The sequence below is a fragment of the Actinokineospora lacus genome, from assembly GCF_053813445.1.
Window position 1 is genome coordinate 66,890 of record NZ_JBQERA010000007.1, and the last position, 22,015, is coordinate 88,904.

Sequence of the window (22,015 nt, forward strand, 5' to 3'; positions counted from 1 at the left end):
TCTGTAGTAGTCCGATGTCGGTGGAGCGCTGTCGCCGCCACGCCAGGAACAGGGCGATGCCCCCCGCCTCCGCCCAGGGCGATGGTGGTGCCGATACGCAGCACCTCCAGCTGCGTTCCCGCTCGCGCGGGATCGACGGGGCCTGTGGCCAAGGTCAGCCACAACAACGTCACCAGCGCGCCGGTGAGCACCACGATCACGGTGACGACCACCGCCAAGGTCCACTCGGACAACGGCTTGATGGTCGCGGGGAGCTGTTCAGGCTGCGGAACCGGAGAACTCGTCACCCGCTGATCATCGCCGCACACCAACAGCTCCAAGCCGAGGGGACGGACAATCACCGAGAGTCGACTCACGCCGCCCGGACGAACGGGTTGTCGCCTCGGTCTCCGCGCTGGTCCAGTCGCGCAGATCGTTATCCTCGATGTTCCGGCGGATCCATACGTGCCTACTCCCGCCGGTGCTGCCTTCTCTGCTGTTCGTGGTCGACCATGAGCTGACTGACGCCCGGACTCTGTCGCGGAGTTTGTCCGTCGCCGCCCTCAACCACGCCGACAACGAGCTGATCATCAAGCAGTGGGACGTGTTCATCTCCCATGCCTCCGAAGACAAGGACGAGATCGTCCGTCCGCTCGCCCACGCGCTTCAAGACTTAAAGTTGCGGGTTTGGTGCGACGAGTTCGAACTGAAGCTTGGCGACAGCCTTCGTCGCAAGATCGATCAGGGCATCGCCAACAGCGCGTTTGGGGTCGTTGTGCTCTCGGAGTCGTTCTTCGCCAAAGGGTGGGCGCAGTACGAGCTGGATGGCTTGGTCACTCGAACCGTCGACGGCTCGCAGGTCATGCTGCCGCTATGACACCGGCTCACCAAGGCGGAAGTCATCTCCCACAGCCCCTCCCTCGCCGACAAGCTGGCCCGCAGCACCACGGACAGCACGTTGGAGGAGATCGCGGCCGAGATCGCGGGCATCGTTACCGCTGCGACGCGAAAGTGCCGAGAGTAGGAAGCGGACGCTACGGCCGAGCGGTTGGCTACGGCGCTGCGAGACGCAGCGGGACTTCGCCGGGATCGGCGACGCTCTACTGGCACAGTCGCGAATTCAACTGTCGCCAGTTCTCATCCGTTTGCCCGGTCGACGAGCGGCTGAGGCGTCGTCGACGCGTCTCGCAACCTGCTGACGGCTCACTGCCTGCTGGCGTCTCTATGATGTCCTCAACGGTCCTGACCAGGTCAGCACCAGCGTCGTCATTCTCATACGGCGGCACTCTCCCGAGGTAGAGGGCTACTTCACGCTCCATGGCATAGCGAATCTGGCTGCGTTCGACCTATAGGGCAGGTTCGACCCCCGGCCTCGGGTGCCTCACCGACCGTGTCGGTCGTGAGCGGATTCGGGTGGACTCGGCTCATTGCCGTGCCTGGCCTGCGGTGGCTCAGAAACTCGCGTCCGCGGCGCGAGCGGCTATGTCGAGGTGATTTCGAGGAGGAGGGAGGAGGTGGTGTTGGTGACGGTGCCCAGTCCGAGGGTGCACAGCAGGATTGGGGCGGACGGGCTGATGGCGGTTGATGCGACGGTGTCGCCGGTGAAGAGTCCGGTGGTGACGGTGCCGGTCATGGTGACGATGTGGGCTGCGCCGAGGGTACGTGCAGCATCACGGGGAAGTCTGACCCGGCGGTGTCGAAGGCGGCCGTCCCCGCACCGGTGGGGGTCAGGGCGTACCAGACCGTGTTGACGGCGGTGCCGAAGGAGTCGCAGGGGGAGCGGGTTCGTCGTTCTCTCTCGTTGCCTCGGTGGTGTCGACGCTGTCGGTGAAGGAGCCGCTGACGGTTGTGGCGCTGGCGAAATTGTCGTTGCTCGGGGGTGCCGCCCATCCCGGCGTTTGCGGTCACCAGGGTCAACCCGGCCGCCATTGCCACGGTGGCCGGCGCAGTCGGCAATCTTCGTAACGGACGTGTCTCATCGAATTCTCCTCGCCGATCTGGGACCAGGTAAACGGGAGGCGGTGCACACCTCGACCATCATGAACGCAATACCACACTTTGCGGACATGTACCCGCAAATGGGGACGTCAAAAATACGACCGACGAGTTCGCGGACGGCAGCCTCTCGAAACCTTACGCGCCCCATGCGGCGATGAACAGGCACGGACCGCGGGGTCGCAGCCGAGGGGCGGGGTTGCGGGTAACCGAGAGTCGCTTGTCAATACGGCAAGTCGTCTATTGTTCAAGTGGTACATGCGAACTATTCCGGCACTTTCGCAGGCAGTTGTCACGCGAACCGCGGATTAGTCAGACCGTAAGTGTTCCCACCTGCGCCATCCGGGAGTTCACGGTACCCACTCGGCCTATGCTGCATGTCACCGTCGAAACGCTTTATCGGTGATGTCCTGCCACGGGGGGGAGTTCCGGGGGTGATGTGAGCGCTGAGGTCGCACCGCCCGGCGTGTAACTCTTTCGGCTCTTGTGGGAGGTGTGGCGCCGAATCGACAATCAATGACGGCCCGAACGGCCCGTCACCTGACGCCGCGACCACGGGTCAAGCCAGAGCCTCCACCTTCCCCTCCCCTGCGCCGGGTCTGCCATTCGGCGGATTCGGACACTTTGGAAGGACGACCATGTTATACCGGTCCACCGCTTTGTTCCGCCTGCTGGTGCCCGCGGTGCTCGCCGCAGGCGTCATGATGCCGCTTTCCGCGGGTGTCGCCTCCGCCGTGCAGCCGATCTGCCTGAGCGGCACTCTCCAGTTCGATTTCCTGTCCGCCGAGGGTGGCATCCCCAAGCCGACCCTGACCAGGGGCGCCCGCAACGCCTCGGTCGAGCTGTGGGGCCGGGAGAAGTCGACCGACACCGACCAGAAGCTGAACACCGACACCCGACTGACCGGTGCGGCCGACGGCTCGTTCAACCTCTGCCACACCCCGGTCACCACCACCGCGATGGACCGCCTGTTCGTGCGCTTCGCCACCCGCAACAACCAGGTGTGGCGGGTCGCCGACTCCTCCGGCACGGTCTACACCCATGACACGCCGGTGCAGTCGAACGTCTCGGCGAGTGTCGCCCTCGGCGTGGTCAAACCGGCCACCGCGGCCCGCGCCTGGCACACCTTCGACACCGTCAACCTGCTCTGGTCGCGCCGGGCCAACTCGACCACCCCGTGCTGGACGACCGCCGAGGCGAACCCCGCGACCTGCACCACGCTGACGCTGCGCTGGTACACCGGGTCCGTCAGCGGCCCGTACTACGACCTGGCGAACACCATCCACCTGGCCGACGCCGACCCGGACTCCGAGCACACCGTGCTGCACGAAGCGGGCCACTTCTTCCAACACCGGCTGTACAACAGCACATGGCCGACCATCACCAACTGCAACCCCCACTACATCCCGTACGCGTCGTCGGCCACCTGCGCCTGGACCGAGGGCTTCGGCGACGCGGTCGCGGCCTACCTACTGGGCGACAACCGCTACGTCTTTCCGGACGGCGACTCCTACCCGTTCACCCACGCCGCGGGCTGGCACACCGGCGACCACGTACAAGGCAACGTCGCCGGCTCGCTGCTGAAACTGTGGAACCAGGTGGACGGCAGCTGGGACCGCACCATCAAGACCCTGGCCGCGAACACCCCCTCGACCTTCGCCGACTGGTTCAAAAACGTCCGCCCGACCGCCACGCCGCCACTGTCCACCACCGGCACCGCGCTCACCGCACTGGACTCCTACGCCATCAACTACGGCCCCACGATCGTCGGCGACAACGCCTACCACTCGCTCAGCAACGGCGGCGGCGTCGCCCTGCAGCGCGGCACGGGTTGCAGCCTCGCCCTCCAGTCGATGGCCCAGTTCGCGGCGCTGGACACCTCTCGGGCCTCCCAGCGCTGGAAGTTCGACCTCAACGGCGACGGCACCGCGCGGGTCTACGACAGCTGCCCGATCCCGCTCTACCTGACCGCACCGGCCACCGCAGGCGGCCAGATATCCCTGCAGGCCATCAACCTCGGCGCCGCCAACCAGCGCTGGCAGGTGACACAGAACAGCGTCGGCACCTACACCCTGACCAACCCCGTCACCGGTTTCGTCCTGGACGGCAACGCCACCGCGGGCCAGGCCGTCACCGCCAACACCGCTTCCGCCAGCTCGACCAGCCAGAAATGGGCCTCAGTCTTCTCCATCTCCTGACACCGGCCAGCCCGAATTCCCTGACCTTCTCCGATCCGCAGCTCCAGGGTCCGGAAACCCTGACGGTCGACGCGTCCAAAGACCGCCACTACCGTTTGGCCTGGCCTTCATGCGCACGCCGAGCAACGCACCACTGAGCCGGTCGCGGCACGCGGGGAAGGACGTGCGGTTTCCGGGTGCGACCGACACCATCTGCTGACACACCCGGAGCAGCACCGACCGAGGTTCCTGTTCTGATCACCCCAACCGCCGGTAGGAGTGACCAGAACGGGAGCCTCGGTCCACGTCGACGCCGATGTCCACAGAGGAATGCCTCGCCACCACGCGTCCTCGACGATCGTGGCGACGAACTCGGCCAGGTCCTCGCCACTGTCACCGACGCCAATTCAAGCCCTAGGCTCGATGATGTGCACGCGGCCCTCGCCGATTCCGGGGACGTTGGGCTTGAGACCGTCGTAGTCGAACTCCGGGTCCCGCAGGCAGGCCAGGACCTGGGAGACGTCCCAGTCGGGGAACTGCGTGGTGGCCTGGTGGGCGTCGGCGATCGCCTGAGCGGCCATTCCGAAGGCGTTGGAGCCCGCGATCCACTCGCTCTGATCGGCAGTGCGGGCCAAGCCCGTCACCCACACCTCCACCCAGGGATAGTTGGCCAGGACGCCGGATCCCGCGACCACCACGCCGCCCGGCCCGGAGATGATCCGGATCGGCTTCACGCGGTCCTTGCAGGCCTTGAGGCCCGCGCCGATGGAGAGCAGCTTGATCAGCTGGTCGCCGCGGCTGGCGATGACCGGCACGACGGTGTCGGCTTCGGCGCACAGCCGCTCCACGTCCTCGCTCTTGAGCGTGGGGTCGGTGGTGCCGTTCCGGGTGGGCACCTCCTTGGCCACGACGTCCTTGTCGTCCGAGCCGACCTTCCGCTTGTTCAGCTCGGCGCGCAGTTCGTTGCTGAAGTAGGTGTCGTCGGGGTCGTAGACGACCGCCCCGCCCTGAACACCGGGTTGTGCTCGCACCCACTTCGCGATCTCCTCGGCGAACGCCGCGTTGAACGGCGACGAGAGGAACATGTTGCGGTTGGAGGTCATGCCGCTGCCGTACATCGCCGCGCCGATCACTGGGATGCCGCTGAGGCTGCCGACCGCATCCAGCGCCTGCGGCCTGCTCTGGGAGATGCCGATGACGGCCGCCAGTTCGCCACGCCCGGCCCGCTCGCGCTCCGCGATCCGCTCCGCGACCCACTGACCGTCGGCGAACCGGTCACCGCTGTTGGCCAGGACCAGCTTCACCGGCACCTTGCCGTCGTCGCTGTCGGCAAGTTCGTTGTGCTCTTTCTGCTTGCTGATCACGCCTTGCAGCTGCCAGATGGCGTTTGGCGGTGCCGTGCTCTCGGCCTGGTCGGCTCGGGTCAGCGGGCCGAAGAAGATCACGGTGCGGTAGTAGCGCGGATTGCCCTGCCGGTCCTTGAGCTTGTCCACGGCGCTGTTGTTCTCGAACGCCTGTCGTTCGAGGGTGGCGAGGTCCGGCACGTGTTCGTTGTCGATGGTCTTGCCGCTGACGAAGCTGCACCCGCTGTCGATGACACCGACGCGTTCACCGGAGGTATTGATCTTCGTGTCGGAGCAGCCGCCCAGCAGGTACTGGTAGGCGCCGAACCCCACCGCGCCGGCCAGCAGGGAGACCACGACGGCCAGCGGCCCCACCGCCGACAGGCCCGGCACCCGCAGTGCAACACGGGGGTGTGAACGGATCCACGCCGCGACGGCCGGGTTCTCCTGCGCGGCTTCCTCTCCTGCCACAGGCAATCGGAGCGCCAGGTACGGCTTCTCGGGCAGCGCCGCCCGCTCGCCGTCAACGAACCGGTTCAACGTGGTTGCCGCGTCGGGCACGTTGTGCGTGATCGCAGCCACACGAGCGGTGTGTTCGGGAGCCAGCGTGCCGATGATCAGCAACGGGGCGGGGCTGAGGTCCCTCATCTGCTGGGCGAACTCATCGACCAGGTCTGCGACGCGAGGCTGGGCCCCGTCCAGCAGCAGGACCGGCGTCCAACGGCGGCGGCGACGACGCGGCGAGATCCGGCCGGGCCGCATCAGGTCGGACAGATCCTCCAGGATCGCCTTGACCAGGACCTGGAGATGAAGGTGGTCGCGGTGCTCTTCCTCCAGACTGCCGATGGACAGCAACCGAAACGCCTGGGATGCGAAGTCACCCGGTTCGCCGACATTACTCTTCACCAAGTCACGGAACCACCGCGTCGAACGGCCGTTGAGCCTCCTGGTGTACAGCCATTTGAGCGGACCGCTCACGATCGCGGTGAACAACGTGCCGACCAGTTGGACCGGCAACTCCGTCTGGCTCATCCCACGAGCCCAGCCGAGTAAGGGATGACGGGTTTCCCAATGCTCGTACAGCAGGGCGAGGAGCCTGGTTCTCTGCGTGGCCTGGCCCGCCGCGTCGATCTTCCCATCGGTTTCGAGGATGTCCTGGACGAGTTGGAACCTGCGGGCTTTCCAGTTCCTTCCCGCGCTGCGGGGGATGCGGTGCCGTAGTTCCTGCACGACCATGTCGAGCAACGCCGCATACGGCGGCAACCCCTTCTTGGCGGCGGCCGAGACGAGTTTCTTGTCCGCGTACGCGTGCGGCACCAAGGCGCTGTTGTCTTCCCCGGACAACCGGGCGGTGAGAGCGGCGAGGAAGTCGGTGTTCGACATCTGATCGGTCGACGTCGTCACGATCACCAGAGGAGGCAGTTTGGGCTTGTCGCACGTCACGTCGTCGAGCAGGGAGACAAGCCTATTCATGCCGTTGACCGGTCTGAGCATCCAAACCTCCGCAGATACCACCCTCAAAGTATGTTTACTGATCGATCATGAAGACGTTTGTGTTACAAGTTCCCCATGGGGGAGCGAAGAATTGAGCTCCGCAACGACCGGGTCCGCCGAGCGGTCCTCAGAACCTGCTGTCCGCGGCCTCCGCGTCATACTGGTTTTGCGCGAACTGCCCTGCGCGTGTGGCGTGAGCGCACATTCGGATTCATGGCGCAGGTGGAGCAATCTGGAGCACGCGCGCGTGCTGAACGGGGTTCAACAGCGGTGAACCGCAGCCAACGGTCCAGGTTGGCATCCCGTAACGTGCGGGTTCTCCGGTCCGCCTGGTCAGGGCGTTAGGCGGTCAGCGCGGCGCTCTCCGGGCCTGGTCGGCGTCGGTGTTGTACCGCAAGACGTTCCACCCCTGCTCGCGTGCGGCGTCGAATACTCCCACGCGACCGAAGGTCGACGGGCGGTTCGACCTTTCCGCGGCCACGGCGCCTGCCGGTGATCTGTTGGACGTCGGTGTGGGCATGTCCCATGCGCGGTCGGGTGGTGTTCTCTCGTGGTGGAACGCGGTGGGGGTGTGCGGTGTAACCAGAGTGGGGGCTTCATCGCATCGAGGAGGGGGTGTTGCGTGGATGGTGACGAGAACCTAGTGGTGCGCGCTCGTGCTGGTGATGCGGACGCCTTCGATGTGCTGGTGCGGCGGCATCATTCGGCGGCGTGTCGGGTGGCGGTGCTCTCGGGTGCGGGGGGTGAGTTCGAGGATGTCGTGCAGGAGGCGTTCGTGCGGGCGTTCGACGGGTTGGGCGGGTTTCGTGTTGGTGCCGCGTTCCGGCCGTGGTTGTTGCAGATCGTGGTGAACCAGACGCGGAATCTGCATCGCTCCCGCACACGCCGGGTGGGGTTGGCGGGCCGGGTGTCGGTGTTGAGGGAATCTCGGGAGGAGGTCTGTCCGTCGGAGGTGGGGGATCCGCAGGCGGCGATGTTGGCCTCCGAGCGGAGCCAGGTGTTGTGGTCAGCGCTACGCGGCCTGCCGGAGAAGGATCGCCAGGTGCTGGGGTGCCGTTATCTGCTGGGGTTGTCGGAGATGGAGACCGCCCAGGTGCTCGACTGGCCGCGCGGGTCGGTGAAATCGCGTGCCTCCCGGGCGCTGGCGCGTCTGCGGGGGGTCGTGCGGTCTTCTCTGGGTGAGGTGAAGGACCATGCGTGAGCACGACGATGAGGAACTGATCCAGGAGTTGGCCGTTCTTGAGCAGGAGCTGTGCCAGGAACCCGCTCCCGCCGCGGTTGCCGCCATCCGTGAGCGCGTGGCGACCCGGCGCTCGGCGCGCGCCGGGCGCTTCGGGCCGCGGTCCTGGCAGATCCTCGTGGCGGCCGCATCGGTGGTGATCGTCGCCATGGCCGGTGTCCCGGCTGCCGAGGTGGTTCTGAATGGCGGCCGCTCCACGAGCGGGGGCGGTCGCACAAGCACCCTCGATCCTCGCCCTGAGGAAAATTATCGAGGCTGCGTGGAGTGGCCCGACGCGCGGTTCGTGTCGGTCTCCGAACTCACCCGAGGCACTGGATGGGTGTTGCCGTCGAACTCGGCGTTCGGCGCGCCGGTCGCGATCTACACGTTGGATGCCCTCGGTTCGTCTTCCGCTCCAGTGGCCGCGATGGCTCGTTACCAGGTCGACGGGTATTTGGTGACTGTCGAGCGGTATCGGCAGGGCATGGAAGTCACCGTGAGCGGTGTGATCGAAGGCGAATTCACTCACGACGACGGCCGAAGGGTCAAAACCGCCAAGGGCAGCTCCTACACCGTGATCCATACCGGCCAGACCCCCGCCCTGTCCGCGGTCATCGGAGCAATGGTCTGCTCGGGTTCACGGTTCACCTGGTCGATCGACGGCTTCACCTACGCGATCGCCGGGCCTGTCGATGACAATGTGCTCAGGAGAGCCGCCGAAGAACTCGACCTCCTCTGACCACAAGCCCTCTCGGGTGTTCACCCCAGAGGGCTTGTGGTCACCGTCGCTCTCCGGTGCCTGCGAATCACTGCCCGCCCCAGGAAAATCGGTTCGAGAAAGTATGGAACCTTCTCCCTCCCGGCGGGGTATCAGAAGTAAGGAGCGGGCGGAATCACCGTGCCGACTCCGAATCCGGCAGAAGCCCGGTCGGGTTCTCGCGAATCCGTCGACAAAGCCGGATCTGTTCCAGTCATACCATTAAAAGGAGGAGTTCCATGCGCATGCCTCATGTTCTGACCGGCGTAGCCATGACCGGGGCCGCGTTGGTGCTGGCTACCCTGACCGCCCCCGTGGCCGTGGCCACCGTGACCGCTTCGGCCGAGGCGGCGGCGGTTACCTGCGGCAACGCCCACTGGCCGCACACCAACAAGGACAACGGGTCCGGCAAGGTGAACAAGTCCGGCAGCGCCGCGGTGCACACCGGCCCTTATGGCGCCTGCACGATCGTGGGCCAGGTCAGCAACGGCGCCCTCGTCAACTACGACTGCCAATCGATCAACGACTACGGCCACCGCTGGACCTGGATCCGCGACCACAACGGCAGCAGCCTCGGCTGGATCTACGGCGCCTACCTCGACGACGGCGGAGCCACCACGCACTGCTGATCGACGCCCGAGGAAGAACGGTCCGGTCGGATTTCTCGAGGTCCGGCCGGACCACGCCTGATCCCTGGCCGTACCTCGGTGCCGTTCCGGTCCTCCCGTGCTGCCGAGCCCTGCGTCGACCGTCGCCCGCGCGAGCGCCGCCCCGGCCCGTCGCGACACGACCGCCATTTACTCAAACGGGTGTTGGACGATGATCTCACCCTGATCGGCCCTGGTCAGATCGGCCGCGACGAGAATTCCGTCGACGCCTGTCCAGCTCGTGGTCGCGGTGCGGGTCCAGCCGCGGGTCCAGGTGTTCTCCAAGCGCACGGCGTCGCGGCGGACGGAGTGCTCGTCGATGCGCTCCACTTCGCCGGTGCTCGTCCACCTGGCGTCCACCGCGACGCTGTCCGGGCAGGAGATGCCGTGCTCCGGCTGGAACACGGTGCAGAGCAGGACAGGCACGTCCGCCACCGCGGTGGCGGACTCCAAGCGCGGCCTGCCCTCGACCGCGCCGCCCTCGATCCGCCCGAACCACTCGGCCACCGGCGCCGCCCCGATCTCGCCGCCGACGACTCGGTAGACGAACGTCAAGGTGCGGACGACCGGCCCGCGATCCCGCAGTTCCCCGTCCCGGGTTGCGCTGTCGAAGGCGAGCAGGGTGGTGTCGGTGCAGACATCGCCGATGGCGGGTGCTGGACACGTGGTCCACGTCGCCGTCGCTACCAGGCCGGTGAACCTCGTGCGGAACACGATGGTGCGCGAGCTGTCATCAGCGATGGCGACAGGCCCGGTCCCGGTCGCCGCCAGGATTGCCCCGACCAGAAGGGTTGTGGTGCGCACTCGCATCTCGGTCTCCTCACCGCCGCGTGCAGACGCTCATTGTGGACGCAGCCACTCTTCAGGAGCAGGGGCGAACGTCCCGCGATGGGGCCCATCTCCGCGTGACGCGGCTCGGCCACGGGACGATCCCTGCCGCGGTGAGGCGCCGGGGGAGGACCTGGACCCGGCGGCCGCAGCGGAAGACGTCGTCCTTCGTGGCGCCGAGGTGGGTGAAGTCGAGGCGGCGGACAGCGCCAGTGGTTGCTTCCCGACTGCCCCACCCAGGCCATGTGTGCTGCCCCTTCGTTCGGCGGTGGTGTGCTGGTAACGGTGTGACAGGTGGATGAACGATCCTGTTGGTGAGCGTGCAAACGTTGCGGCACAAGAATTTTCGTCAGTTCCGAAAGGACTTGGATGGCCGTGCTCTTGTGTTGTCGAGGCCGCCACCTACCCAGGAGAATATGACTGGGGCTCATATAAATGATGTGGTGTTTGGAGAAACCTTTTCGTCCGACTGCGCGATACATCCCTCGACAGCACGGCGAACGGGGTGATCCACATGGGCGTCGAGGCCTTCGGCATCGAGAAGGAGTTCCTGAAGGACCTGCTCACCCAGGTGGACAGAGGCGAAGCGCAGCTCCCCGAGTTCCAGCGCGGCTGGGTGTGGCCCGATCGCAACATCGCCAGCCTGATCGCCTCGATCTCGCTGGGCTATCCGGCGGGCACCGTGATGATGCTGAAGCAGGGCGGTGACGTCCGCTTCAAGACCAGGTCGGTCGAAGGGGCGCCCCGCGCCAGCGCCGTGCCCGACCGGCTGATCCTGGACGGTCAGCAGCGGTTGACCTCGCTCTACCAGTCGCTGTTCCGCGACGCCCCGGTGGAGACCCACGACGTCCGCGGCAACACCACGCGCGGCTGGTTCTACATCGACATGGAGAAGGCCCTCCTCGGTGACGGGGACCGCGAGGAGGCCGTGGTCTTCATCCCCGAGACCAAGGTCCGCCTGGACTTCCGTGGACAGGCGCTGCTGGACCTGTCCACGCCGAAGCACGAGTACGCGAACCGCATGTTCCCCTGCACCGCGGTGTTCAACTCGATGCAGTGGATGATCGGGTTCTTCCGGCACTCGCCCGAGCGGCAGACCGACAATCTGGCGCTGTGGGAGAAATTTCACGAGGCCGTGGTCAGGCGGTTCGAGCAGTACCAACTGCCGGTGATCGAGCTGGGCAAGAGCACGCCTCGCCAGGCGGTCTGCCAGGTCTTCGAGAAGGTCAACACCGGTGGGGTCACCCTGACCGTCTTCGAGCTGCTGACCGCCACCTTCGCCGCCGACGACTTCGACCTCCGCCAGAGCTGGGCCGAACGCCGGTCACACTGGGCGGGCAGCCAGTACCGAATCCTCTCCGACGTCGCCAACACGGATTTCCTCCAGGCAGTGACCCTGCTGGCCACGCACGAACGCCACCAGGCCGCCGTCGAAGTTGGCCGGGACGAGGGCGCCGCTCCGCGCATCGGCTGCAGGCGGGTGGACATGCTCAACCTCACCCTGCCGGAGTACCGCAAGTGGGCGCCCGCCGTGACCGACGGCCTCAAGTCGGCGGCGCAGTTCCTGCACTCACAGCACATCTTCGACACCCGGTTCCTGCCCTACGGCAGCCAGCTCATCCCGATGTCCGCGATCCTCGCCCTGCTCGGTGGCAAGGCCGGAACCGTCGGGGCGCGGGAGAAGATCTCCCGTTGGTACTGGTCCGGCGTGTTCGGCGAGCTGTATGGCGGCACCACCGAGACCCGCTTCGCGCGCGACGTGCCCGAGGTCGTGGCCTGGGTGACCGGGCAAGGCGGTGAGCCTCGCACCGTGCAGGAGGCTCAGTTCTTCTCCAGCCGCCTCCACTCCCTGCGCACCCGCGGCTCCGCCGCCTACAAGGGCCTCTACGCGCTGCTGCTCCAAGTGGGGCCGGTGGACTGGGCAACCGGCTCGGACATGTCCGACGAGAACTACTTCGACAACGCGGTCGACATCCATCACGTCTTCCCCAAGGCGTGGTGCGAGAGGCAGCGCATCGCCCCCGCCGACTACAACTCCATTCTCAACAAGACTCCGCTGACCGCCCGCACCAACCGCCTCATCGGCGGCCGAGCCCCCTCCGCCTACCTGCGCGGCCTGGTCAGGCCAGCGGACACCACGCCGGAGCAGATCGACCGGAACGTGCAGTCGCACCTGGTCTCGGCGACGGATCTGCGCAACGACGACTTCACCGCCGCGATGAGGGCCCGGCAGAGGGCCCTGCTCGCTCTCGTCGGTAAAGCCATGGGCAAGGACGCGCAGATCGACACCGAGTAGCCGCCCGTCCCGGCAGTAGCTGTGCACCGATCTCGCCGGCGGCACGGCGGATGAACAGGGTGATCTTTCCGGCAGGACGTCCGCGGTGGCGGACTCCTCCGACATGGCTTCTTCTCGCGTGATCTTTGGTGGCTTCCACTGGCTGGTGTCAGGTGGTAAGACCAGAAGGGGTCGGGAGGAAGGGGACACCGTGGGACGACATGTTCGCCGGGTGGCTTGGGTGGTCGGGGCTGTTCTCGTGGTCGCGCTCGCCCCGCGGGCCGCGGTCGGTCAGTCGGCTGTCGAGGGGCCTGCGGGCTCGGCTGGGGAGGTCGGCGTCAACGCCATTCGCAGCACGTTCAGCGTCGACTTCAACCGCTGGCCCACCGGGCCCTACCCCGAGTCGGGGGCGGCCGAGGACTTCGGGAACGTCTCGAGTTGGGACCCGGACCGGATCATGATCAGCGGTGGCCGTCTGCGCGCCACGCTGGAACCCGGTCGGCTCAGTGGGGATGGCGGGACCCTGTGGTCGGTCGATGTCACCGACGGCACCGAGTACGAGATGCGCTACACCGTCAACTTCCACAGCCAATTCGACTGGAGCCGCGGCGGCAAGGTCGGCTGGGGCTTCCAGGTCGGCGACGGCGCGAGCGGGTGCACCAAGGCGAACGGGGACGGCGGCAGCCTGCGCCTGATGTGGTACACCAACGACGCCGGGCGGACCTACCTGCAGCCCTACCTCTACCACGCCGCGATGCCCTCCAACTGCGGCGACAACCACGGCAAGTCCTACCCGGCGACGGGATCTCTGCAACGCGCGACGAACTACACCGTCACCATGCGGATCAAGAGCAACACCGGCACCAACCGCGACGGCCGCGCCGTGATCACCGTCAACGGCACGACCCTGCTCGACACCCCCGTCCAATGGACCGACAACGACGTCAAGCGCCAGATCAGGAACATCTGGTCGCACTCCTTCCGCGGCGGCAGCCAGGACCACTGGACCTCGGACACCGTGGGCTACATCTACTACGACGACTTCTCCATCAGACGAATCGCCTGAAACCACGACCCACGGCCACACCGCACCACTGATGTCCGCTGCCGCCGAGCCTGCGCTCGATGTCGGCGCCGTGCGCCATTTCGGAGGTTCCGACGTTCGTCTCAGATGAGCACTTCGGCGAAGTCCTGGGTGTAGCCGAGGAAGAGCGAACCGCTGTCCTGTACCACGTCAGCCAGTTCGCCCCACGAACGCGACGCGTCCCATCCGTATAGGTGGACCAGGTCAGCTATCAGGCGGGCGGCTTCGTTCGTGTTCAAGGGGGTGTCGCGGAGGAAGCCTGACCAGGACGCGCCGAGGCCGAAGAAGCGGTAGCCGTGGACCTCGGCGAGCCTGCGGATCACGGCGTGGTTCTGGAAGGTGTCCCAGTCGTCGGTGAAGTAGCCGTTGGGCAGGCCCGCGATCAGCAGGTCGTCCCGTGCGACCGGTAGGCGTTGCACGTAGACGACCTCGTCGAGCAGCACGTCGGGTTCGCGGTTCACCGCGGCGAGGGCGTCGATGTCGGTCGCGGTGGTGAGCAGCGTGCCGGTGAGCGAGGTCCAGTCGGTCCGCAGCGGAGGGGCGTCGAGCTGCGCCGCCACGTGTCGCAGGCGTGCCTCGTCGGATGTCCGCCGATCGTCGTCCTCGACGTCCGAGAGCCACAGTCGGTCGTCTTCCCGGGCGTGCATACTCGTGTAACAGCACTGGTCCAGGCTGTCGAGGGTGCACAGGTACCGTGCCGCGGGATCGTCACGGCGCAGTGAGGCGACGACCTCCAGCACCTCCGCCAGCGATGTGACCTCCGACAGCCGGACGTGGCTGAAGCTGTCGACGGGTCGGAACGGGCCGGGGTCGTGGGAGTGGAAGTGGTGGACCTGCACGGGCGGTCACGCTACCGCGTGGTGCGCTGCGCCCTGCCACTACCGTCTGATCTGGTCCATCCACGACTGTCGGAGCTTCACGACAGCGGGGGACGGTTGCCGTCCCCCGCTGTCGCCGTGTTGCGCAGGCACGGGATCAGTGCGCGCCCGTGGGGGCGGCGACCGCAGCCATGTCGGCGGCGGCCGCGCAGAAGCGTCGCCAGCCGTCGGCGACCTGGGGGATCAGGGAGCGGCCGCGGACCGGGGCGTGGACCAGGCCCGGCTCGACGACGAGTCGTACGGGGATGTCGTTGTCGCGCAGGCGTTCGACGTACTGGACCGCGTCGTCGCGCAGGTCGTCGTACTCGGTGCTCATGATGTAGCACGGCGGCATGTTCTCGAAAGTGCCTCGCACCAAAGGGGATGCGTACGGGTGCTCGGCCAGTTCCCTGTCGGGGCAGTAGGAACGCGCGTAGTGCTTCATCTCCTCCCCGAAGGACACCTCCGGGTCGGGGTCGAACCAGCGCGCGAAGTCCAGTACCGGGCCGATGAGCGCGTGTCCCCGGGGTCGGGGGCCGCCCCGGTCGCGGCACATCATGGACACGGCGACGGCGAGGTTGGCGCCGGAGCTGTCCCCGCACAGCACGGGTTCGCTGGTGTCGACGTCCGGCCCGAGGATCTCCGGGTCGCTGGCGAGCGCCGTCAGGATGCGGTAGCAGTCATCCGGGGCCGCGGGGAACGGGTGCTCGGGGGCTTGGCGGAACTCGGCGGCGACGGTGACCAGACCGGTGTTGGCGGCCATTTCCGCGACCACGGTGTTGTGGCTCTCCAATGAGCCCACGATGAAACCGCCGCCGTGGAAGTAAACGAGCAGACCTGATCCGCTGAGGTTCTCGGGCCGGTAGGAGCGGAACACCAGGCGCTGCCCGCCGTCGTCGATCTCGTGGTCGGTGATGGTGACACCGGCGGGGATCGGGTAGGGGAACACCTCTGAGAGGTTCAAGTAGAGCTGACGCTGCGCCGCCACGTCTTGGTGGAAGAAGTCCGATGGCATGGCCGCGTGGTACCTGGCGAGGAACTCGTCCGTTCCAGCAGCGAACTCCATGTGGTCCCTTTCTCGTGGATGGCCAACCGGGAGCGCGTCAGGGCTGTCCAGCCGCGGACTTCCGCAGGCCCGCGGCCACACCGCGGCGCAGCAGGGGCGGCAGGCACGCGACCGTGCCGATGGCGCCCACCCAGAGGGCGCCGGAGAGGCCGATCAGGGAGATGAGAGCGGCCGCGGCCAGGCTGGCCAGCGGCACCACGCCCCAGAGCACGAAGCGCTCGACGGAGGTGACCCGGCCCATGAGGTGTTCCGGGGTGACGGTCTGGCGCAGGGTGGTCCACGTAGGACCGAAGAGCCCCTCGCCGATGCCGTGGATGATGCTGCCCGCCACCAGGCCCGCGATCCAGCCCGCGTTGCCGGAGAACGGCATGATGACGAAGCCGGAGGCCGAGGTGGCCGCGCCGAGGACGATCGTGCGTATCGGCCCGATCCGGTCGGCCACCCGTGCGCACAGCAGGTTGCCGACGGGGTAGCCCAGGGCGGCGGCGCCGACGACCAGGCCGATCGCGGCGGAGCCCAGGCCCAGGACCTCCAGGCAGTACAGGACGAGGATCGTCGTGACGATGCCCTGGAACAGGACGTAGACGGCTCCACAGAAGAGGATGGGCTCCAGCAGGGGGTGCCGGATGACGAAGTGGAGCCCTTCCTTGATGTCGCGGGCCAGCCAGCCCTTCTCCCGGCGGGCGGCCACGGGAACGGGCTCGCGGTGGGCGATGCCCGACAGCGTCCCGACCGAGACCAGGAATGTGGCGGAGTTGGCGAACATCGCCCCCATCGGCCCGGCGACCGCGATGAGCGGCCCGGCCAGCGCGGGACCGACCGATCGCGACACCGACTCGGAGAGCTGGAGCCGCGCGTTGGCCCGGTGCAGGGTGCGGGGGCGTCTCATCAGGGACGGCAGGTAGGAGCTGTAGGCCACTTGGAAGAACACCGTGGTGCTGCCGCTGATGGCGACCACCGCCATGAGCAGCCAGAACGGCAGCGCGTCGGCGACCGCGAGCAGCGCGATGGCCAGGAAGCAGACCGCCTGGACGACTTCGCTGGCGATGAGGACCGGTCGCCGCCGGATGTGGTCCAGGAGCGCCCCGACCGGCAGGCCGAGCAGGAGGAACGGCAGTTTGAACGCGAACGGCAGCAGGGCGGCCTGCGCCGCGGACGCGCCCAGGGTGGTGACCGCCATCAGCGGCAGGGCGATCAGCATGAACTGGTCCCCGAGCAGGCTGACCGACTGTCCTGTCCACAGTAGACGGAAGTCGCGGCGTGCCGTCGGCGCGTCGGGCCGCTCCTGATCGTCCCCCGCCCAGTCGACGCCGCTCGGTGGCGTCGTGGCCGACTCCGGCGCCCCCTTGGCGGCCGGGACCTCCTCACCCATGCCCGTACCCCATCGTCGTCGATCCGCGCGGCGGGCGCTCACCGGTCGATTGCGACAGCCGGGCGACCATGCGGGATGCCACATCCGTTTCCATGACTTCGCTTCCCCAGAAGGGCTCCAGTAGAGCAGAGCCGATCAGGGGCAGGCAAATGGCGCTGCTTCTTTTGCCGAAGTGGCATTCTGCGGCCTGCCACTCGAACGGCCTATTCCGAAAAGCGCACGCGCGTGGACACCACCGGGCCTGGCGACGGCCAGTGACGCGGGCGGTGCGGTGCTGCGCCGACCGGTCGCGAGGTATGCCTGGATGGTGGACACGCTCAGGTGCCGTCGGAGGCCGCCAGGCGGTAGACGCGCGCCGCGGTCGCCCCGAACACCTGCTCCAGTTCGGAAGGCGAACAGCCCGAGAGCATCTCCGCCGCCGCGCCCAGCACCGAGGAGTAGTCGGCGGCCAGCAGGCACACCGGCCAATCCGAGCCGACCATGAGTCGTCCCGGACCGAATGCCTCCAGCGCGGTGTCGACATAGGGGCGCAGATCCGCGACCTGCCACGTCCGCCAGTCCATGTCGGTGACCAGGCCGGAGACCTTCGCGACGGTGTTGGGCTCCGCGGCGAAGGCGCGCAGCCACTTCGACCACTGCTCCCCGGCTCCCTGCGGCTTGGCGAGGTGGTCGAGCACGAACACCAGGTCGGGCACCGCCCGCGCCGCCGCGACCGCCGCGGGGAGCTGGTGCGGCGCGATCAGCAGGTCGTAGACCAGACCGGCGTCGCGGACGGCCCGCAGGCCGGTGAGAACGTCATCGCGGATGAGCCACTCCAGGTCAGGTTCGCCCTGCACGAGATGCCGCACCCCAACCAGCCGGTCGCCGCCAGGTCCGGCCCGCAGCCGCCGGAGCGCGCCCGCGACATCGGCCCCGGTGAGGTCGACCCACCCGACCACCCCCGCGACGAGGTCGGAACCCTCGGCCACGGCCAGGAACTCCACCGTCTCGCCTACGTCCGGAAGCACCTGAACCAGGACGGTCCGGTCAACCCCCGCCGCAGCGGCCACCACGGCCAGGTCCGCGACCGTGAAGTCCCGCCGAATGGCCACCATCGGCGGTTCGTCCAGCCAGTCCTGCCGCCGGTCACCGAGCCGCCACAGGTGGTGGTGGGCGTCAATCCGCATCAAACCTCCGACTGCTCGCACGGGACGACCTGTTAGCGGGGTAGGCGTACCACGGTGGTGAAGAAGGCTTCGACCTGGTGGAGGGCGGTGGCGAAGGCTGCGGCGTCCAAGGGCTTGGTGATGTAGGCGTTGGCGTGGCAGGCGTAGCTGTCCAGGACGTCGGTTTGGGCTGCTGAGGACGTCAGCACCACTACCGGGATCGCGCGTAGGGATTCGTCGTTCTTGATTCGGGACAGGACCTCGCGGCCGTCCAGGCCGGGGAGGTTCAGGTCCAGCAGGATCAGACCTGGGCGCGGGACCTCGCCCGCTCGCCGCAGGAATGCCAGCGCCTCGTCACCGTTGGCCACGGTGTGCAGCCGTACTGGTCTTCCGGCCAGGGCCTCGGCTACCAGCAGGGCGTCGCCGGGGTCGTCTTCCACCAGCAGCACGTCCACCACCGCAGGCTGTGCGGGTGCTGAGGAGCCCATCGGGTCGGTCACGCGGTGACCATAACTCTGACGGCCGAGGTGGGGTGGTCTTCACCCAACTGTGGCAAGGGCTTGCTCCAAGGTGGGGCGCGCCACGCGGCCGGTTGGTGGCTTCTTGGCGGGAAACGCCGTGATCAAGGGGTGCCGAGAGGGCTAAACCACGCTTTCGGTTCGTGTTCGCCCTATCGATCGGGTGAACCCAGCTCGTCCTATGTGGAACAGGGGCGGCTCGTCGCTAGGGTCGCTCGGTGATCAGGAGGGTGCACATGGTGAGGACGTACGCCGCGCTGGCCGCCGCGGTGCTGGCGGCGGCGGTTCTGTCGCCTTCGGTCCAGGCGCGGACCGCTGTCGAGTCGATGGTTCCCGACCTCCGACAGGGGCCGGTGGGGTGTCCCGGCGGGTTCTCCGGGGACCCGGCGACCTGCGACCACTGGGACGTCTGCCTGGTCGAGGACAGCTCGGAGCCGAAGGGCAAGTGCGTCGGGCGCATGGGGACGGCGACGGCGGCCCGGCTGCGGTTCACCACCTCGGTGGACAACGTCGGCGACGGGCCGCTGCTGCTGTACGGGCACCGCGCCAGCGTCAAGCAGCCGCTGATGTCGGTGCGCCAGGCCTTCCAGGTCGGCGTGAACGGTTCGATCCCGGCCGGGCACCGCCAGGCCCAGGCCGCCACCCCGGCGACGGCGTACTACGAGCCCGCGGAGTCGCACCACCACTGGCACCTGAACGGTTTCGACCGCTTCCAGTTGCGCGACGGCGCGGGCGCGGTGGTGGTGAGCGACCGCAAGACCGGGTTCTGCCTCGGTGACCGCTACGCCACCAAGGACGCCCAGGACCTGCCCCAGCTGCCGCGGGACGCCGAGAGCCCGACCGGGAAGCTCGCCACCTTCCTGCGCGGCAACTACTGCGGCAGGCACCAGCCCGACGCGCTGGAGGTGACCTACGGGATCTCGGTCGGCGCGGGAGACGTCTACGAGTACCACGTCGGCTACCAGTGGCTGGACATCACGCACGTGCCGTCCGGCACCTACGACCTGGTCCACACCGTGAACGAGGACCGCGCCCTGATCGAGAAGAACCACGACAACAACTCGTCATCGATCGCGGTGTCCGTGCGGTGGCCCGCGGGCGTGACCGGTCTTCCCGGTGTGGTCATGGGCGGCCCGAAGGTCACCATGCTGCGCAGCTGCCCCGGCGAGTCCCGCTGCCTGGTCAGCTAACGGTGTACTCGGCCAGTTTCGCCCGGTAGAAGCGGACGCGGCCCTCGTGCTCGGGCCCGCCGTAGCCGCGCGGCACGCCTTCGACGATCATGATGAGGCACAGGTACGCCCGGTACATGAGCAGGCGTTCGCGCAGCCGCCCGGTCGGCGCGGGCGATCCGTGGCCGGACAGGAAAGCGGCGTCGAGGTCGGCGAACAGCGAGGTGCTGGCGAACTCGGCCAGCGGGTCGCCCCAGAAGGCGCGCTCGGGGTCGATGACGCCCTCGATGCGGCCCTCGTGCAGGAAGATGTTGCCTTCCCACAGGTCGAAGTGGACGGGCACCGGCGTGGTGACCTCGTCGAGCAGCGCGGCGCGGGCGTGGAAGTGCGGGCGCAGGTCCGGGACCGCGACGCCGAAGCGGTCGGCGTCGGCGAGGACCGCGTCGGTCATCGCCAGGAACGCCGCGCTCCACGTCCGTCCACTTGGGCCTTGCGGGTAGCCGAAGCGGTCCCCGGTGATGCCGTGCAGGCGGCGCACGAGCGCGCCCAGGTCACCGCGCAGGCGCTCCCTGTCCGCGGGCTGGGCCGCGGACCAGGGCAGGCCGCGCAGGGCGGTCATCAGCAGCAGGTCGTCCTCGGCGAGCAGGACCTCGGGCACCGGCAGGCCGTGCTCGGCCATGCGGGCGAACGCCATCGCCTCGGTGCGCATGAGGCCGCGCTCGTAGGTGAGCAGCGGGGCGCCCGGGGGCGGGGCCAGCTTGAGGACGCAGTCGCGGCCGTCGGCGGTGGTGAGCCGGTAGGCGGTGTTGAACATGCCGTCGGTCAGCTCCCGGTGCCCGGCCAGCGGCGAGCCGAGCGCCCGCCGGAGGACCGCGTCCAGGGCCGACGGGCTCAGGCGGCGCTTGGTCAGGCTCTCCACGATCGCATCATGACAGCGGCGAGAACGCTCCCACAACCACGGCGCGCGGGTGTTTCGACTAGCGTGTACTCATGGGTAACAACCGTCAGATTCGGCTCGCCGCCCGTCCACGCGGTGAGATCAAGCCCGGCGACTGGGCGCACGTTAGCGTGGACGCGCCCACCCCGGCGGAGGGCCAGTTCGCGGGGCGCACGCTGCTGGTGTCGCTGGACCCGGCCATGCGCGGCTGGCTCGACGACCGCCCGTCCTACCTGCCGCCGGTGGGCATCGACGAGGTGATGCGCGCGGGCACCCTGGTCGAGGTCACCGAGTCCAGGCACCCGGACTACGCCGTCGGCGACCACGTCGTGGGCACCTTCGGGGTCCAGGAGCACGTGGTCAGCGACGGCCGCGGCGCGCTCAAGGTCGACCAGCCGCTGCCCACCTACCTCGGCGCGCTGGGCATGCCCGGCATGACCGCCTACTTCGGACTGCTGGAGGTCGGCGCGCTCAAGGAGGGCGAGACCGTCGTGGTCTCCGGCGCGGCGGGCGCGGTCGGCAGCGTCGTCGGGCAGATCGCCAAGGTGAAGGGGTGCCGGGTCATCGGCATCGCGGGCGGCCCGGAGAAGTCGGCGATGCTGACCGAGGAGCTGGGCTTCGACGTCGGCATCGACTATCGCTCCGAAGACGTGCGCGCGGCGATCCGCGCGGCGGCGCCCGACGGCGTGGACGTGTACTTCGACAACGTCGGCGGCCCGATCCTCGACGCCGCCCTCGCCAACCTCGCCATGCGCGGCCGGGTCGTCATCTGCGGCGCGATCAGCCAGTACAACGCGGACGCGCCCGTGCCCGGCCCGTCGAACTACCTGAGCCTGCTGGTCCGCCGCGGGCGCATGGAGGGCTTCATCGTCTTCGACTACGTCGAGCGCTACGCCGAGGCCGCGGCCGAGATGGCCGCCTGGATCGCCGACGGCCGCATCGTGCTGAAGGAGCACGTGGTCAAGGGCTCCGTCGACGACTTCCCCGAGACGCTGCGGATGCTGTTCAGCGGCGAGAACGTCGGCAAACTGGTCCTCGACGTCAGCTAGTGCCCGCGCTCCCGCGTCGTCGCCGCCGACGACGCGGGAGCCTCACGTTGGGCTGAGTGGCCGCCGGTCCTGTCGGCCACTCGTACGCAGCCCGCTCGGGTCCG

The 22,015-nt window shown here is 68.0% G+C and carries 19 protein-coding genes; 10 read left to right on the forward strand and 9 right to left on the reverse strand.

The window, feature by feature from the left end; genetic code table 11:
- Window positions 1–144: 144 nt before the first annotated feature.
- Together ACTG9Q_RS18750 and ACTG9Q_RS18755 are read left to right on the forward strand one after the other, a co-directional pair.
- On the forward strand, window positions 145–294 hold the full coding sequence (locus tag ACTG9Q_RS18750) for a hypothetical protein (RefSeq protein ID WP_455574105.1): 150 nt from the start codon (window positions 145–147) through the stop codon (window positions 292–294).
- Window positions 295–460: 166 nt separating this feature from the next.
- Window positions 461–856: a toll/interleukin-1 receptor domain-containing protein gene (locus ACTG9Q_RS18755; protein ID WP_455574106.1), complete on the forward strand. Its 396-nt coding sequence runs from the start codon at window positions 461–463 to the stop codon at window positions 854–856.
- A gap of 603 nt (window positions 857–1,459) precedes the next feature.
- Here the strand turns inward: ACTG9Q_RS18755 and ACTG9Q_RS18760 are convergent.
- On the reverse strand, window positions 1,460–1,612 hold the full coding sequence (locus ACTG9Q_RS18760) for a hypothetical protein (protein WP_455574107.1): 153 nt from the start codon (window positions 1,610–1,612) through the stop codon (window positions 1,460–1,462).
- Between the two features lie 1,000 nt (window positions 1,613–2,612).
- Between ACTG9Q_RS18760 and ACTG9Q_RS18765 the strand changes: the two genes are divergently transcribed.
- Window positions 2,613–4,172, forward strand: coding sequence for an RICIN domain-containing protein (locus ACTG9Q_RS18765; protein WP_455574108.1), 1,560 nt, complete (start codon window positions 2,613–2,615; stop codon window positions 4,170–4,172).
- 386 nt (window positions 4,173–4,558) lie between these two features.
- Here the strand turns inward: ACTG9Q_RS18765 and ACTG9Q_RS18770 are convergent, their stop codons facing one another.
- Window positions 4,559–6,988, reverse strand: coding sequence for an ABC transporter substrate-binding protein (locus ACTG9Q_RS18770; protein WP_455574109.1), 2,430 nt, complete (start codon window positions 6,986–6,988; stop codon window positions 4,559–4,561).
- 622 nt (window positions 6,989–7,610) lie between these two features.
- Here ACTG9Q_RS18770 and ACTG9Q_RS18775 point away from each other — a divergent pair.
- The 3 genes from ACTG9Q_RS18775 (at window position 7,611) to ACTG9Q_RS18785 (ending at window position 9,593) form a co-directional block, all read left to right on the forward strand.
- The gene (locus ACTG9Q_RS18775) at window positions 7,611–8,189 is read left to right on the forward strand and encodes an RNA polymerase sigma factor (protein ID WP_455574110.1); all 579 of its coding nucleotides are present in this window, start codon (window positions 7,611–7,613) and stop codon (window positions 8,187–8,189) included.
- The gene (locus tag ACTG9Q_RS18780; protein ID WP_455574111.1) at window positions 8,182–8,946 is read left to right on the forward strand and encodes a hypothetical protein; all 765 of its coding nucleotides are present in this window, start codon (window positions 8,182–8,184) and stop codon (window positions 8,944–8,946) included. The genes ACTG9Q_RS18775 and ACTG9Q_RS18780 overlap by 8 nt, the downstream gene beginning before the upstream one ends.
- A 263-nt stretch (window positions 8,947–9,209) precedes the next feature.
- Window positions 9,210–9,593, forward strand: a complete 384-nt coding sequence (locus ACTG9Q_RS18785; RefSeq protein WP_455574112.1) for an SH3 domain-containing protein — start codon at window positions 9,210–9,212, stop codon at window positions 9,591–9,593.
- Window positions 9,594–9,761: 168 nt separating this feature from the next.
- On the opposite strand, the gene ACTG9Q_RS18790 is transcribed toward ACTG9Q_RS18785, so the two are convergent.
- Complete coding sequence (locus ACTG9Q_RS18790; protein WP_455574113.1) at window positions 9,762–10,421, reverse strand: hypothetical protein; 660 nt, start codon at window positions 10,419–10,421, stop codon at window positions 9,762–9,764.
- Between the two features lie 532 nt (window positions 10,422–10,953).
- On the opposite strand from ACTG9Q_RS18790, the gene ACTG9Q_RS18795 reads away from it, so the two are divergent.
- Window positions 10,954–12,735, forward strand: coding sequence for a GmrSD restriction endonuclease domain-containing protein (locus ACTG9Q_RS18795; RefSeq protein WP_455574114.1), 1,782 nt, complete (start codon window positions 10,954–10,956; stop codon window positions 12,733–12,735).
- A 220-nt stretch (window positions 12,736–12,955) separates the two neighbouring features.
- The gene (locus ACTG9Q_RS18800; protein ID WP_455574115.1) at window positions 12,956–13,780 is read left to right on the forward strand and encodes a polysaccharide lyase; all 825 of its coding nucleotides are present in this window, start codon (window positions 12,956–12,958) and stop codon (window positions 13,778–13,780) included.
- A gap of 101 nt (window positions 13,781–13,881) precedes the next feature.
- On the opposite strand, the gene ACTG9Q_RS18805 is transcribed toward ACTG9Q_RS18800, so the two are convergent.
- From ACTG9Q_RS18805 to ACTG9Q_RS18825, 5 genes are all read right to left on the reverse strand, one after another.
- Complete coding sequence (locus tag ACTG9Q_RS18805) at window positions 13,882–14,637, reverse strand: hypothetical protein (RefSeq protein WP_455574116.1); 756 nt, start codon at window positions 14,635–14,637, stop codon at window positions 13,882–13,884.
- Window positions 14,638–14,773: 136 nt separating this feature from the next.
- Window positions 14,774–15,721 (reverse strand): alpha/beta hydrolase, encoded by a 948-nt coding sequence (locus tag ACTG9Q_RS18810; protein WP_455574117.1) that lies wholly within the window; start codon window positions 15,719–15,721, stop codon window positions 14,774–14,776.
- 37 nt (window positions 15,722–15,758) lie between these two features.
- Complete coding sequence (locus tag ACTG9Q_RS18815) at window positions 15,759–17,093, reverse strand: MFS transporter (RefSeq protein WP_455574118.1); 1,335 nt, start codon at window positions 17,091–17,093, stop codon at window positions 15,759–15,761.
- A 317-nt stretch (window positions 17,094–17,410) separates the two neighbouring features.
- A complete protein-coding gene (locus ACTG9Q_RS18820; protein WP_455574119.1) occupies window positions 17,411–18,259 on the reverse strand; it encodes an amidohydrolase family protein in 849 nt (282 codons plus the stop codon).
- Window positions 18,260–18,291: 32 nt separating this feature from the next.
- A complete protein-coding gene (locus tag ACTG9Q_RS18825) occupies window positions 18,292–18,726 on the reverse strand; it encodes a response regulator (RefSeq protein ID WP_455574417.1) in 435 nt (144 codons plus the stop codon).
- Window positions 18,727–18,992: 266 nt separating this feature from the next.
- Between ACTG9Q_RS18825 and ACTG9Q_RS18830 the strand changes: the two genes are divergently transcribed.
- A complete protein-coding gene (locus ACTG9Q_RS18830; protein WP_455574120.1) occupies window positions 18,993–19,946 on the forward strand; it encodes a lysyl oxidase family protein in 954 nt (317 codons plus the stop codon).
- Here the strand turns inward: ACTG9Q_RS18830 and ACTG9Q_RS18835 are convergent.
- The gene (locus tag ACTG9Q_RS18835) at window positions 19,939–20,844 is read right to left on the reverse strand and encodes a phosphotransferase family protein (protein WP_455574121.1); all 906 of its coding nucleotides are present in this window, start codon (window positions 20,842–20,844) and stop codon (window positions 19,939–19,941) included. The genes ACTG9Q_RS18830 and ACTG9Q_RS18835 overlap by 8 nt on opposite strands.
- 71 nt (window positions 20,845–20,915) lie before the next feature.
- Here ACTG9Q_RS18835 and ACTG9Q_RS18840 point away from each other — a divergent pair, with 71 nt between their 5' ends.
- Window positions 20,916–21,911 (forward strand): NADP-dependent oxidoreductase, encoded by a 996-nt coding sequence (locus ACTG9Q_RS18840; protein ID WP_455574122.1) that lies wholly within the window; start codon window positions 20,916–20,918, stop codon window positions 21,909–21,911.
- Window positions 21,912–22,015: the final 104 nt, after the last annotated feature.

Bases quoted from the DNA above. Each gene is read 5' to 3' on its own strand.
- ACTG9Q_RS18785 (WP_455574112.1), top strand. From the start codon at position 9,210: ATGCCTCATGTTCTGACCGGCGTAGCCATGACCGGGGCCGCGTTGGTG.
- ACTG9Q_RS18830 (WP_455574120.1), top strand. From the start codon at position 18,993: ATGGTGAGGACGTACGCCGCGCTGGCCGCCGCGGTGCTGGCGGCGGCG.
- ACTG9Q_RS18825 (WP_455574417.1), bottom strand. From the start codon at position 18,726: ATGGGCTCCTCAGCACCCGCACAGCCTGCGGTGGTGGACGTGCTGCTG.
- ACTG9Q_RS18780 (WP_455574111.1), top strand. From the start codon at position 8,182: ATGCGTGAGCACGACGATGAGGAACTGATCCAGGAGTTGGCCGTTCTT.
- ACTG9Q_RS18765 (WP_455574108.1), top strand. From the start codon at position 2,613: ATGTTATACCGGTCCACCGCTTTGTTCCGCCTGCTGGTGCCCGCGGTG.
- ACTG9Q_RS18840 (WP_455574122.1), top strand. From the start codon at position 20,916: ATGGGTAACAACCGTCAGATTCGGCTCGCCGCCCGTCCACGCGGTGAG.
- ACTG9Q_RS18820 (WP_455574119.1), bottom strand. From the start codon at position 18,259: ATGCGGATTGACGCCCACCACCACCTGTGGCGGCTCGGTGACCGGCGG.
- ACTG9Q_RS18795 (WP_455574114.1), top strand. From the start codon at position 10,954: ATGGGCGTCGAGGCCTTCGGCATCGAGAAGGAGTTCCTGAAGGACCTG.
- ACTG9Q_RS18810 (WP_455574117.1), bottom strand. From the start codon at position 15,721: ATGGAGTTCGCTGCTGGAACGGACGAGTTCCTCGCCAGGTACCACGCG.
- ACTG9Q_RS18760 (WP_455574107.1), bottom strand. From the start codon at position 1,612: ATGACCGGCACCGTCACCACCGGACTCTTCACCGGCGACACCGTCGCA.
- ACTG9Q_RS18790 (WP_455574113.1), bottom strand. From the start codon at position 10,421: ATGCGAGTGCGCACCACAACCCTTCTGGTCGGGGCAATCCTGGCGGCG.
- ACTG9Q_RS18815 (WP_455574118.1), bottom strand. From the start codon at position 17,093: ATGGGTGAGGAGGTCCCGGCCGCCAAGGGGGCGCCGGAGTCGGCCACG.
- ACTG9Q_RS18770 (WP_455574109.1), bottom strand. From the start codon at position 6,988: ATGCTCAGACCGGTCAACGGCATGAATAGGCTTGTCTCCCTGCTCGAC.